Here is a 12250-nt window from a genome sequence, read left to right as displayed (position 1 = left end):
CGATGGATCAGGTGCAGGTGATGCCGAGACAGCCGTGCGGGTCACCGGTGGAGCGGTTGCCGCCGCCGTCCAGTACTGTTCCCTGACGGACCTCGATCCCGCGGTCGGCGTTGTTGCGCATTGTGTTGCCGGTCAACGTGATCTGGCTGTCGCCGACCACGACGATGTGGAAGCCGTCGTCGAGGGGGTAGCCGAGCTGGTCGGTTCGACCGCTGGGTGCGTGGCCGTTGTGCTCGAACGTGTTGCCGGTGATCAGAGCGGCGTCGCCGGTGACCAGCCGTTCGAAGTCGATGCCGGCGGCGCCGTTGTTGCGGAACGTGTTCGACGCGATCCTGAGCCCGACAGCCGGCGCGTCCCGTGGGTCGTCCCGCATCTCGATGCCGATGGCGTTGGCGTCGAACGTGTTGCCCTCGATGATCGTCCCGGAGATGGAGCCGCCGTCGAACCACAGCGCCGACCCGGCGGAGCCGGTGAACGTGTTGTTCCGTACGGCGGACCGGGCCGATCCGATGGAGAACGAGACGCCGCCACGGATGAACTGGTTGTGATCGATGGTGTTGACGCCGGCCTCGTTGAGATGGATGCCGGAGTCGATGAACCGGTTGTTGGTCACCGTGAAGCCGGGTGCGTCGGAACTTACGATCCCGCCGTTGCGGAACGTACAGCCCGTGAAGGTGCTCGATCCGCCCTGGTTCAGCTCGACATCACCGACGAACTCGACGCCGACGGCGGTCAGGTTGCTCGAGGTCGGCAGTCGGGAACAGTCGAACCTCCCGCCGCGCAGCTCCGTGAAGCGACCGCCGGTCCAGCCGTCTATTCCACAGTGGACGTTGCCGGTCGAGGTGATGTTGACGAGTTTGACGAACGACGTCACGTTCAGGTGCACACCATCGCGGAAGCCGGACACGGTCCCGTTGCGAACGGTGACGTTCGCGAAGCTGTCGATGTAGATTCCGTTGTCGGTGCCGCTGCCTGTGATCGTCTTGCCGTTCAGGTCGATGAGGATGTCGTCGTGGCCGGCGGTGAGCCCAGCGCCGGAGCAGTGCAGGTCGTGCTTGAGCACAATGTCAGCGACCACGACCTGGCCGCACGTCACCGGCGGCTGCGGCGGGACGACGGTGACCGTGACCTCCGCGGTGTCGGTCGCCACGCCGGCGACGACCAGCTTGACCTTGACCTGGCCTTCGGTGGTAAAGACGTGGTCGAACTCGATCGCTCCGGTGCCTTTGGCCGGGCCGGCCGGGGCGCCGTCGATGCTCCACTGCCAGTGCGCCTGGGCGCCGCCGGTGACGTCGGCGGCGATGTGGACCGTCTCGTCGCGTTCCGGGGTCTCAGGGGTGATCCGAAGCCGCTCGATCCGCAGCGCGCCGGTTCGGACGACCGGGCTCGGCGACGGGCTGACGCTCCGCGTACGGCTCGGTGTGCTGGTCGGGGTCCGGGTCGGGCTCGGCTTCGCCGTGGGTTTGGCGCTCTGCGTCGCTGGCGGCGCGCTTGGCGCCTTCGGGTTGTATTTCCGGATGGGCACGAACCCACCGTCGTCGTGCACGACGCCGGCGTGCTCGCTGCCCGGGTCGTTGAAGTACAGCACGCCGTCCTGAGCCACGAGTTCGAAGCCGGCGGGGGTGTCGAAGAGCCGGCCGGTGCTGCGCACCGAGCGGGTGTCGACGTCCACAACGTGGATGACCTGCCGCGTGTGGTCGGCGATGAACAGGTGCCGGCCGACCTCTACCGCGGCCCGCAGGTCAGCCGGCCCACCGGGCAGCTGCACCGGCGTGCCGCAGTCACCGGTGTCGAACGAGCACCGCACGACCCGGCCGGCCGCCGGTTGCACGACGGTGAACTCGCGGCGGTCCGGAGACCCGGTGACGAGCGTGTCGGAGCCCGCTTCCGCCGGCAGGCCCACGGTGTCGCCGCGGCCCGGCAGCGTCGCCCGGTGCCGGGCGAAGTCGACGATGAACGGCTCGTTGCCGGCGGCGCCGAACGCGACCTGCTCGGCGGTGAGCCCGGTGATAGCGGGTCCGCTCGCCCGGTCCATGCGGGTGCCAGCCACGGTGTAGTTGCGCAGCTTGCCCTGTCGGGGGTCCAGCGTCCAGAGCCGATCCGTGGTCAGCAGCAGCTCGGCCGCACCGAACTGGAACTGGCTGCCGATCCTGCCAAGGGTCACCGGGTCCGTGGCCTGCGCCAGGCGGCGGGCGCCGTCGACGGCGAACAGCGCTCCGCCGGCCGGGTACAGCGCCAGGTTCGCGGCGTCCGCGATCGGGCTCGCCGAACTCATCCGCAGCGTGCCGGAGTCCACGCTGGTAATGCGGCCGCCTTCGGGGTTGACGACGTAACCAGTCCGGCCGAGTTGGGTGACGGTGAACGCCGGCCCGGCCGACACCGCAACGTTGGCGGCAGCCTCAGCGGCGTTGCCGTCCACCAGCGTCACGAAGTTCGCGGCGCGGGAACTCAGCCAGACGGTGCCGACGAGGACCCGCGGGGCGACGGCCGGCAGCGTGTGCAGGAGCCCGGCGACGACCGTGAGCGCAAGGAACCCGGCACCCACGACGCCGAACCCGACCCGACGGCGGAGCATGGTCCTGGTCATCCCGGCCACCGCCCGCGGGGACGCCGCACCAGCAGCGGTCTCGGGTCGAGCAGCGCGACGAGCAGCAGCATCCGGCGACGGCCCGGGTACAGGGCCTGCCGCAGCTGCCGTTCCGCGGCCCAGGCTTCCTCGACGTGGCCGGCGCGGACCAGGCCTGGCGCGCACATCGCCATCGTCGCTGCCGTGCCGAGCCGGGTCAGTGCCGCGGTCCCTGCGTCCGGAGTGGCGGCCCGCACGGCGATCTCATGGGGGGTGAGCGCGGCCGCGAACCTGTGATGCCGTTCGAGGAGTCGGTCCAGGGCCTCGGCCCAGGCCCCGTCGACCCGCGCAGCGAGCGCCAAGGCCCGCCGTCGGCGGCGCCGCCGGCGGGCCTTGGCGGCCGGCACCGCGAGCAGCGCGGCGGTGAACGCGCTGCCGAGTGCGATCACGACGGCGGACGGGTCTGGACGGGGCGGCTCCTGCGGCCGTTTCGGTTCGTCGACCGGTCGTTGGGTCACCGACTGCGCAGGACCCGGGTCGGACAGCTCGACCGTCGGCGCCAGGCTCGGCGTCGTCGCCGGCTGGATCGGCAGCGGTCCCTGGGCGGTGTCGGTCGGCTCGAACGGCACCCAGCCGTAGTCCTGGAAGTACACCTCCGGCCATGCGTGTGCGTCCGCGGTCGTCACCGGCACGGTCCCGGACAGCGCGGCGACGTGGTAGCCGACGGCGACCCGGACCCGGTAGCCGAGGGAGCGGCCCATCAACGCGAACGCCGCGGCGTGCTGCTCGGCGTAGCCGTCGCCGGTGGTGCCGACGGACGGGTCGAGGACCCGCATCACCGCTGCATAGGAGTGGCCCGGTGGGGCGTCGAGGTTGTACGGCAAGCCACGCAGATGCCGTTCGATCGCGGTGAGCTTGGCCAGCGGGTTCGCCTCCGGCAGGGCGAGGCGCTGGCTGAGCACGCCGATCTGGTGCGGGAATCCGGGCGGCAGCGCGGCCGGATCGGGCGACGCGTTGAGCGTGGGTGCGGCGGTGTCCGGCAGTTCGGTGCGGGCCACGACGTACCCGGCGACGTCGTAACTGAGGTGCGCGGCGTCGGCACGGTCGCTGAGCAGCGACCCGGTGGCCGGACCGAACCGCAGGTGCTCCATCGTGCCGGGCCCGGACGCCAACCGGACAGGACGGCCGATGACCGGTAGCAGCGCCGACGGCAGCGACTCGACGGCTATGTGCAGAGTGACCGGTGTCCGACCGGCCGGCACGGCGCCACGGTCCAGGATCGTCCCGGCGACCAGGTATGTGTCGGTGGCCGTCCAGACGCTGCCGTCGAACCTGTCGAGGGCGGCGACCCGCAGGTAGGTGTCGCGGCGCGGCACGTCCGGACGGACCGTGAACAGCAGCTGGGGCGGACGCTGCCGCAGCTGCGGCTTGACCATTGACAGCGGTGAACGGACCGGCGGCGTCGCCACCGCTGCAGGCTCCAACGGCCGAGGATCGCTGCGGGTGCCGCCGTCGCCGAGCAGCCCGGTCGCCACCGCCGCTATCGCCACCGTCGACGCGCCGACGGCGAGCACGCCAGCGCCGAGCCAGCGAATACCGCGCCGCGTCGGCCGCACACCGGCTGCTGCGGTCTCGTCACCGAACTCGAGGTCGCGGACTGCCGCGAGAGGCGACGTACCGCGGGCCAGCACCATGACCACGGCGACAGTTGCGACGACGGCGGCGAGGATCAGGTGCCGGTCGGGTACGACGGAGACGACGGCGAGGTTCAGCCCGAACGCCAGCAGTACCGGCAGCAGCGGGGCGGTCACTGACGTACTGCGCGTGGCCAGCCATCCGGTGGCGGCGGCCGCGATCCAGGTGGACAGCAGCAGCGCCACGAACGGCTGACCGTTAGCGGTCGTCGGCACCGGGACGGTCAGCAGCCTCGCCCACCCGCCGACAACCCCCCAACCCAGCTGCATCACGGTGTCCGCGACGCCGTGCTCGATGGTGTCCCGCAGCGCGCCGAGGACGGCGACGGGCACGAACGCGACCGTAGCGAGCAACGTGCTCACCGTGCCGCTCCACCGCAGGCGGACTGCGACCAGCATGAGCGTCATCGGCGTGGCGACGGCGCTGAGTATCGCCGGCAGGAACCCCCATCCGTCGAAGAAGTCCCGGTACAGAACGCCGACTGCGGCGAGCGCGACCGCGCCGGGCAGCACGTCGAGCAGCGCCGCCTTCCCCGGTGTCGCCGTCTGCGGCGCCGCCTCTCGCGGTGCGGTCATGACCACAGGCGCAGTCCGTTCCAGTGCGCGGCGAAGTCGGCGCTGCCAGCCACACCAAGCGCCGTGACCCGAGCCGTCATGACCCGACGGCCGTGCTGCCGCGGACCCACGTGCACCAGCGCAACCCACGACGCCTTCGTCGACCGGTGGCTCAGCTCGCGCAGCTCCGAGTCGGTGTGGACGCCGGTGACGACGATCATCGGGCCGCCCCGGTCGGCCGCAGCCAGCGCCTGACGCACCTGACTGTGCCCCGGCGCGTGCGGGCGCCGCTGCACAGCGGCGAGGAAGTCCAGGGTGGCGTCCCGCCAACCGGCCGCCCCCGCCCGGCTGTTGCGGACCGCGGCTTGTCGAACATCCGACGTCCACAGCTCCAGGTCGCCGCCGGCACCGCTGGCGGCGGCGCACAGCGACGCCGTGATCCGCACCGCCTCGTCGAACGACTCAGGCGAGTACCGCGATTGGGCGGTGTCGAGTAGCACGCACCGCCGGGACTGCTGTTGGTCACGTTGCTCACGCACGATGAGGGCGCCAGACCGGGCCGAGGACGGCCAATGGATGAGCCGGGTGTCGTCGCCGGGCAGGTACTCGCGCAGCCCGTGAAACGCGGTGCCGGCAATTGGGACGGTGAGCGTGGCACCCTCGTCGTCCTCGAAACCCTTGGCGTTGAAGGAACGTAGCGGCAAGACCTCGGGGCGCACGACCAGCTGCACCGTCCGGCCGGCCCGGCTGACGCGCCGTACCAGGCCGAACGCGTCGGTGTGGCTGACCTCGGGCGGGGCCACCGGATACACACCACGCGGCAGCGGCTCCAGCTGATAGGTGGCGGTGACACCGGTCGTGCGGCGCCGTAGCCCGGGCACCCGTGTCGGGGTACGCCGCCCGCCAACCGTCTCGGTTAGCAGCACCGGCGGGCTCGCCCAACGACCCGGGTTGTCGATGGTAACCGTGCAGACCGCCGGTTCGCCCTCACCGATCCGGCGGCTGACGAGACCGCGCTCCAGCCTGGCGGCGGTGCGGACGGCGACCGTCGCGGCGGCGGCCAGGATGCACAGGATTCCGCAGAGCCCGACGAACGACAGCTCCGGGTAGTCGTACACGACACCGATGAGCAGCATCGTCAGCGACCCGGTCGACACGGACCAGCCGGTTCGGGTGACCGTCACCGTCGGCTCGCCGGGGCTGGCTGCACCGGCACCGTGTCGAGGATCGTCGCCAGAACTTGCTCGGCGGTGGTGCCGTCGAGTTCGGCCTGGTCACTGAGCAGGATCCGGTGGCCGAGGACCTCCTGCGCGAGCGCCTTGACGTCATCGTGCGCGGTGAACTCGCGGCCCCGGGTGGCGGCGCGGACCCGGGCCGCCGTCGCAAGGGCGATGCAGCCGCGCGGGCTGACCCCGAGCCGCAGCTTCTCCGACGTCCGGGTCGCCTCGGCGATGTCGACGATGTACCGCTTGACCGGGTCGTTGACCTCGACCGTCTGCACGATCCCGGCGACGCGGCGCAGGTCCGACATCGCCAGGACGGGCTCGACGTCATCCGCGGTCCGGCCGGACACGCCCTGGGTGATGACGTCGATCTCGTCCAGCGGGTCGGGATAACCGATCGAGATCCGCATGAGGAACCGGTCGAGCTGGGCCTCCGGCAGCGCATAGGTGCCTTGGAAGTCGACGGGGTTCTGAGTGGCGATACAGCAGAACGGGGTCGGCACGGAATGTGTCTGCCGGCCGACGGTGACCCGACCTTCCGCCATCACCTGCAATAGCGCGGACTGTACCTTTGGTGACGCTCGGTTGATCTCGTCGCCGAGCAGCACATTGGTGAAGACGGGACCTTCCCGGAACCGGAAGGCGTGCTGGGACTCATCGTAGATTTCGGTGCCGGTGAGGTCCGACGGCAGCAGGTCCGGGGTGAACTGGATCCGTTGGAACTCGGCCCCGTCGAATACCCGGGCAATAGCCCTGGCCAGCGACGTCTTCGCGACGCCGGGCCGGTCCTCGATCAGCAGATGTCCGCCGGCGAAGACACAGATGAGCGCAGACTCAACGGCTTCGGACTTGCCTTTGACGAACGCCTCGATTGCAGTATGGGCGATGTCGAACGACCGCTGCAACCACAGTAGATCGGCGACCAACGAAGCCTCCAAGACCCACGTCGGGACGGCTCCCGCGTATGTGGCACCAGCGTATGGAGACCGCTATCGCGGAGCAGATCGGTCAGGTCGCTCGCGTCGCCAGCGGACCGTGTAGTGGCGCCAACCGATCATCTAGCGCCTTCCACCGTTCGGTTCACGCTCGACGTCCATGCCGGTACTGCCAGGACCGCAAGTATTTGACCTGGAATGCATTTCGCTGGCGGTTGCTGTAGTTCGACATCGTTCATTGTGCAGGTACGAGCGATGTGGAGTGGTGCCGCCCGAATGTGTTGCAGCATCTCGCGCAGTCGATGCTCTCTGTGCAGCGATCAGGTCCGATGCCGATGGCCATCGACCAGATACCGGTAGGGCATGCGGGACCCGATGAACACCGACGCGTCCCGACGAATTCGCCGGAGCCTCGACGTGCCGAACCGGCGCGGCCGACAGCAGCCACCCAGTTGAGCGGGCTTCCCCGCTGGACTACGACGGTCGAGGCGAACGCACCTGGTGGCGTGCCACCACCCGTGGGGCGGCGAGCACTGGTGCACCACCGCGCAGCGGCAGGAGTCGCCGTCGACGCGAGGTACCGATCGTCGCAGTCCGTGGGCCAGACGCGGCCACGGTGCTGCTCCCCCAGCAGCGCCATGGCGGTTATCGCCTACCTCGAGCGACAGGCGCAGCTGCTGTCCCGGCACGGCACCTATGCATCGCCCCCACCGCGCTTCGCCCCTCTCGGTCGGTACGGCGACTTGGCGGGCCGTTTGCGGTTCTTGTCGAACCGGTTGGTGCTCCCGATCCGAGACGGCAACGCATACGGTGGCCGTCGTGACATGGCGACTGCCACCCGTGCTACAGACACAAAGCGATACCCAGGCATTGGCGCTGCTGCGGGCCTACTATCGCCGGGACTCGGATCGTCCGCTCGGTATCGCCTACACCGGTGCCCGGTTCGACGACTGGGACTCCACCGGCACCAGAACTGATGACGTGGATCGCTTCACGGCCGACGACCTCGTCGCGCTGCGCTTCCTCAGTATCAAGGTCACTGCCGAAACCGTCGGCGCGTTGCTGCTCCAGACGAGTTCGCCGGGACAGCGGTGCTGCGCCAACCGTGGTCAGGCAACCCGTTCCCGGTCACCGACACCGAATGGAACGCCCTAATGGCGCACGTGGCCAGCCAGAGCCTCCCGGCAGGGCCTCCAGCTACCCAGAGCGTCGCTGAAGACAGCACTGAAACCTTCACGGATGTCGACACGGCGGCGCTGCTACGGCGGCTGATCGGCCAGCCGGTGACCACGGTCGCGGGCCGAACCAACACGATCTTGGCGGTCGAACCGCCCAACGTCCTCGTCGCCACCGACCGGTCCCCACACGGCCAACCAGTCCCGATCGCCTGGATCGACCAGGCACTGCGGCAACTGACCACCACCGGCCAGATCGAGATCCACCCCCGCAGCATCAACTATCGGTCCGCGTTCATCGGCGCAGTCCTGCTCACCATTCCCGGCACCCGTGCGGCCGGCAGCCCACCGGTCATCCACCTCGACCGACCAGCGCCCGCCGACGACCCGGACGGTCATGGCGCCTTTGACGGAGCCCTCGACCGGAATGTTGTCTCCGCCGCTCGGGGCGAGCAGGTCGAGCTACGCCGGCGGCTCTTCGGCACCCGGCCCGAGGCACCATGCGCACTGTGCGGTGAGGTCTACCCCGTCGGGTTGCTGGTCGCCGCGCACATCAAAAAGCGCGCCGCCTGCACCGACCAGGAACGCCGCGACCTCGGCAACATTGCGATGGCCGCCTACCTGTTCGGCTGCGACGCCCTCTACGAACAGGGCTACCTCACCGTCGACGCCACAGGCCACATCATCACCGCCACCAAGCCGCACGCTGACGGCGTCCGCCAACGGCTCGAACGCCTCGCCGGACGCCGCGTACCGACACATCGCAGCGCGACGGCGCACTACTTCGCCTGGCATCACGACAACGCGTTCAAGACCGTGCCGCATCGTCACCGCGACCTGCGTCCGGCCTGACACGTACATCACCGGAACTGCCACAAGCTGACGACCAGGGGGTGCATGAGGGCACCGGCCCCAATACACGACTACCCAAACGTTCTCGCGTCCGAGGATCGTGGCGGCCGTTGTCGCGCAGCGTCCACACCCGGGCGGTGTTGTCCCTGCCTACGGTTGCCAGGGTTCGTCCGTCCGGGCCGAACGCCACACCGATCACCGCGTCGGTCTGGGCGGTAAGCGTCTGTACGTAGGTCGGGTGCCGCCCGTTCACGTTCCATACGTCGGTCCGGCTCACGAAGATCGTGGGTGGTGGGGCCTGGCCATCGCCGGCTGGCTCGGCCCGCGCTGCCGGGATGGCCGGCCGGACGCTACGGACCGATCGCCTCGGTGACTGCCGTCTCCTCCATGCCGAAGAGCAGGGCCTCGGCCGTCGCGGGCGCGACGTGGTGGGTGTCGATCTCGATCCTCAGGAGGATCTCGCCGGCCGAGCCGAACACCGTGCCGTCGTCGACGTTGAGGAAGATCCGGGCGTACACCTCGTCGCGCTTGATCGGCCAGCGCATCGTCGTGCGCGGCAGCGCGGCCCGGATGTCGGCGGGGTCGACGACCTCGGGGCGGAGCGGGCCGCGGCGGTCGTTGTAGAAGCTTTCGAGGTCGAGTTCCGGGCCTCGATCGCGGACCACCTCGGCGGTGACCTCCTCGAGGCGGGCGCGGTCGTAGTACCCGTACTTGTGTGCCGTCATCGCGGCCCGGCGGACCCGGTCCAGCGCCTCGGCGAACGGCTGCCCGGCGACGTCCATGCTGCACAGGCTGGTCTGCGACACCGGCCCGACGACTGCGGCCAGCCCCGGGCGGAACCGGTTGCTGGTGACGAGCCGGGTCGCGACCGGGTTCACGCCGCCGACGCGGGCCATCGTCACCGCGTAGACGGTCTGCATGATCGCGGCCGGGTCGACCTGGGTTCGGGCGGCGAGGGTGCGCAGGGCGAGCTCGAGGGCAACGGAGGTGAGCTCGCCGCGCCAGTACCGCGGCTGCCGCGGGTCGCCGTCGCCCGTCAGCCGACGCAGCGGGATGGCCCGCATCGTGTTCGCCCAGTGCCGGATCGCGGACGCGCTCTGCCGCTGCCCGGCTGGCGAGCGCTGCCATCGCACCTGATCCAGGGCCTGCAGACCGTCGACCGGCGCGGTTTCGTGGCGCGCGCTCTCGGCCAGCATGACCGCTGATCCACCGCCGTCCGTGACGAGGTGGCTCATGATGGCGACCAGGTGTGTCGGCGTACCGTGCTGCTCGACGACCGCCATCCGGACCGGCCACTCGGCGGCGAGGTCGAGGTCGGTCTCCTCGTAGCGGCGCTGGACGGCCCGCCCGGCCTCCATGGGGTCGCCGTCCCCGGCGTCGACGACCTCCAGCTCGATCGTGCCGGCAGCGTGCACCACTTGCCGGGGCGTGCCGTCGGCCTCGAACTTCAGCCGGGTGCGCATCGACGGGTACCGGGACATGAGGTACCGCAGCTGCTCGACCGCGTCCTCGAGGGTGTGCCCTGCGGGCAGCGGCAGCGTCCCGCCGATCGGCATCCAGGTCTTCTGATCGACGAGGGCATGCCAGATCTCCCGCTGCCCCCACGACAGCTCGTCCTCACCGGAACCTTCGCCCGCGAACTCCACGGAGATCATGCGCCTCATCCACCGGATCGTAGGACCCTTTTTTCGAGTCGCAAATCAACCCGCCCCGCTTCCATCCCATCGGCCGAGGCGCACTCCAGCGATCGGCCCATGGACGGCAGGCGCTGGTTCGTTCATGAACAGTTCGCTCAGCGCGGCGATCAGTTCGGCGTACTCAGCGTCGCGGTGAACTGACCGGAACGTCGGTCACGTCCAATACCGGCTGGCCCCGCAGGGTGAGCAGGCCGTTGAGCACGTCGACGGTGGCCTGCCAGTCGGCGCGGCCGCGCAGCCCGGCGGCGAGCAGCGTCGGCGGGACGTGTCCCGCGTGCAGCAGCCGCTGCCACCCGTTGACGTCGAGCTCGAGGAATTCCAGCGCGGGCAGGCCGCTGACCGCGTTCAGGTCGGTGACCGCATCCGACGAGGTGGACAGGGTACGGATCCGCGAGTGGCCCGCCAGCGCCGCCAGGTCGACGGGTCCACCCCTCACGTACAGGACCTCGGTTTCCGGCTCCACCGCGGCAAGGGTCGTGTCCGAGACCCGGACCAACAGTCCGCCTTCCGAGGCCCGCCCAGCAAGGTCGACGGGGCGCTGGACGAGCAGCTCGGTCAACGACGGCGCGACCCACTGCGCGCCCGAGCTGATCTCGTGGTCGACGAACAGCACCTGGCCGACAGTGCCGCGCGGCCCCGGGGCGAGGTCGACGACGTACAGATTGCCGCCCCAGTCGTCGCCGACGACAAACCAGGCCGGCGACGCCCCGAGCGCCTGGACCCGCCCATGTGGGTCGGGCGGGACGACCTCCGTCGCGCCGTAGGTCCACGACAGGTATCGCGCCTTCGGCTCGAGGTAGTCCCTGGCCGCCGCGTCGTCCAGGCCGACGATCTGCAGCCCGTAGAAGCGGTCCTCCTGCCGCGGCCGCAGGATCAGCTCACCGGAGCCGGCGGCGAGGTACAGCGCCCGCACGTCCTCGGGCAGCGCCGCACCGAGCCGCGATTCGGCCGCCGCCAGCGCCGCCAAGCTCGCCGGCCGGGCCTCCGGCAGCAGCTCGCGCACCAGCGCCGTCACCGCGTCCGGGTCGGCGCCTGGCGACACGGTGACGCCGTCGTGGTGCACGGGTGTGCGGCGGAACGGCTCCGGGTCCGCGCCGGGCACGAGCGTGACCACTTCCAGGACCTGGTTGCCCATCCCGAACGTGACCTGCGGCGCCGCGGCCACGATGCTGACCATCCCGTCGCCGGTGCTCCTGGCCACGGCCCGGATCGCCACGCCCGCCCCGTCGACCAGGTCGGCGATCGGGCCGAGCGCGTCCATCGGCCGCTCACCCCGGGCGAGGTCCAGCTTCCGGCCCGGGTCGCCGTCGTAGTTGGTCGAACCGCCGTACGCGCCGGACGACACGGAGCCGACGAACTCGGTCTCCCGGACATCGGGCGGGGAGCTGCGCAGCAGCGCCTCCACCAAGGGACGCCAGACGGCCGGCTCGTGCAGCGGGTTGTCGACCACCCGCCGAACTTAGAGCGACCGGCAATAGGTGTCACTTGAGTCGGCGGGTTGTCGGTCGGGTGTCCCAGCGGTAGTGCGTGCGTGCGCGTTGGATGAGTTGACG

Annotated in this window: 9 protein-coding genes; 2 read left to right on the top strand and 7 right to left on the bottom strand. The window is 70.4% G+C overall.

Features of this window, described 5'->3' with window-relative positions:
* Positions 1-7 precede the first annotated feature (7 nt).
* Genes ABZ321_RS56235 through ABZ321_RS56220 form a run of 4 tightly spaced genes read right to left on the bottom strand, consistent with a single transcriptional unit; the run spans position 8 to position 6964 of the window.
* Positions 8-2587, bottom strand: a complete 2580-nt coding sequence (locus tag ABZ321_RS56235) for a right-handed parallel beta-helix repeat-containing protein (protein WP_354904974.1) — start codon at positions 2585-2587, stop codon at positions 8-10.
* Positions 2584-4836, bottom strand: coding sequence for a transglutaminaseTgpA domain-containing protein (locus ABZ321_RS56230; protein ID WP_354904972.1), 2253 nt, complete (start codon positions 4834-4836; stop codon positions 2584-2586). The genes ABZ321_RS56235 and ABZ321_RS56230 overlap by 4 nt, the downstream gene beginning before the upstream one ends.
* Positions 4833-5999, bottom strand: a complete 1167-nt coding sequence (locus ABZ321_RS56225; protein ID WP_354904970.1) for a DUF58 domain-containing protein — start codon at positions 5997-5999, stop codon at positions 4833-4835. Before ABZ321_RS56225 ends, ABZ321_RS56230 begins: the two co-directional genes overlap by 4 nt.
* Positions 5996-6964: a MoxR family ATPase gene (locus ABZ321_RS56220; protein WP_354904967.1), complete on the bottom strand. Its 969-nt coding sequence runs from the start codon at positions 6962-6964 to the stop codon at positions 5996-5998. The genes ABZ321_RS56225 and ABZ321_RS56220 overlap by 4 nt, the downstream gene beginning before the upstream one ends.
* A gap of 828 nt (positions 6965-7792) precedes the next feature.
* Here ABZ321_RS56220 and ABZ321_RS56215 point away from each other — a divergent pair.
* On the top strand, positions 7793-8128 hold the full coding sequence (locus ABZ321_RS56215) for a DUF6308 family protein (RefSeq protein WP_354904965.1): 336 nt from the start codon (positions 7793-7795) through the stop codon (positions 8126-8128).
* The gene (locus ABZ321_RS56210) at positions 8128-9000 is read left to right on the top strand and encodes a hypothetical protein (RefSeq protein ID WP_354904962.1); all 873 of its coding nucleotides are present in this window, start codon (positions 8128-8130) and stop codon (positions 8998-9000) included. The genes ABZ321_RS56215 and ABZ321_RS56210 overlap by 1 nt, the downstream gene beginning before the upstream one ends.
* Here ABZ321_RS56210 and ABZ321_RS56205 read toward each other — a convergent pair.
* The 3 genes from ABZ321_RS56205 to ABZ321_RS56195 form a co-directional block, all read right to left on the bottom strand.
* Positions 8957-9253: a WD40 repeat domain-containing protein gene (locus ABZ321_RS56205; protein WP_354904998.1), complete on the bottom strand. Its 297-nt coding sequence runs from the start codon at positions 9251-9253 to the stop codon at positions 8957-8959. The two genes, ABZ321_RS56210 and ABZ321_RS56205, sit on opposite strands and share 44 nt — an antisense overlap.
* Positions 9254-9350: 97 nt before the next feature.
* The gene (locus tag ABZ321_RS56200) at positions 9351-10664 is read right to left on the bottom strand and encodes a condensation domain-containing protein (protein WP_354904960.1); all 1314 of its coding nucleotides are present in this window, start codon (positions 10662-10664) and stop codon (positions 9351-9353) included.
* A 154-nt stretch (positions 10665-10818) separates the two neighbouring features.
* Positions 10819-12147, bottom strand: coding sequence for an SMI1/KNR4 family protein (locus tag ABZ321_RS56195; protein WP_354904957.1), 1329 nt, complete (start codon positions 12145-12147; stop codon positions 10819-10821).
* Positions 12148-12250: the final 103 nt, after the last annotated feature.

Origin of the sequence: Dactylosporangium sp. NPDC006015 (assembly GCF_040614215.1) — a bacterium.
GTDB classification, from domain to species: domain Bacteria; phylum Actinomycetota; class Actinomycetes; order Mycobacteriales; family Micromonosporaceae; genus Dactylosporangium; species Dactylosporangium maewongense.
This window is presented reverse-complemented; position numbering and strand designations above follow the sequence as displayed.

What these genes read in the sequence shown, in the direction of transcription:
- ABZ321_RS56235 (WP_354904974.1), bottom strand. Translation starts at nt 2,587, where the DNA reads ATGACCAGGACCATGCTCCGCCGTCGGGTCGGGTTCGGCGTCGTGGGT.
- ABZ321_RS56230 (WP_354904972.1), bottom strand. Translation starts at nt 4,836, where the DNA reads ATGACCGCACCGCGAGAGGCGGCGCCGCAGACGGCGACACCGGGGAAG.
- ABZ321_RS56210 (WP_354904962.1), top strand. Translation starts at nt 8,128, where the DNA reads ATGGCGCACGTGGCCAGCCAGAGCCTCCCGGCAGGGCCTCCAGCTACC.
- ABZ321_RS56200 (WP_354904960.1), bottom strand. Translation starts at nt 10,664, where the DNA reads ATGAGGCGCATGATCTCCGTGGAGTTCGCGGGCGAAGGTTCCGGTGAG.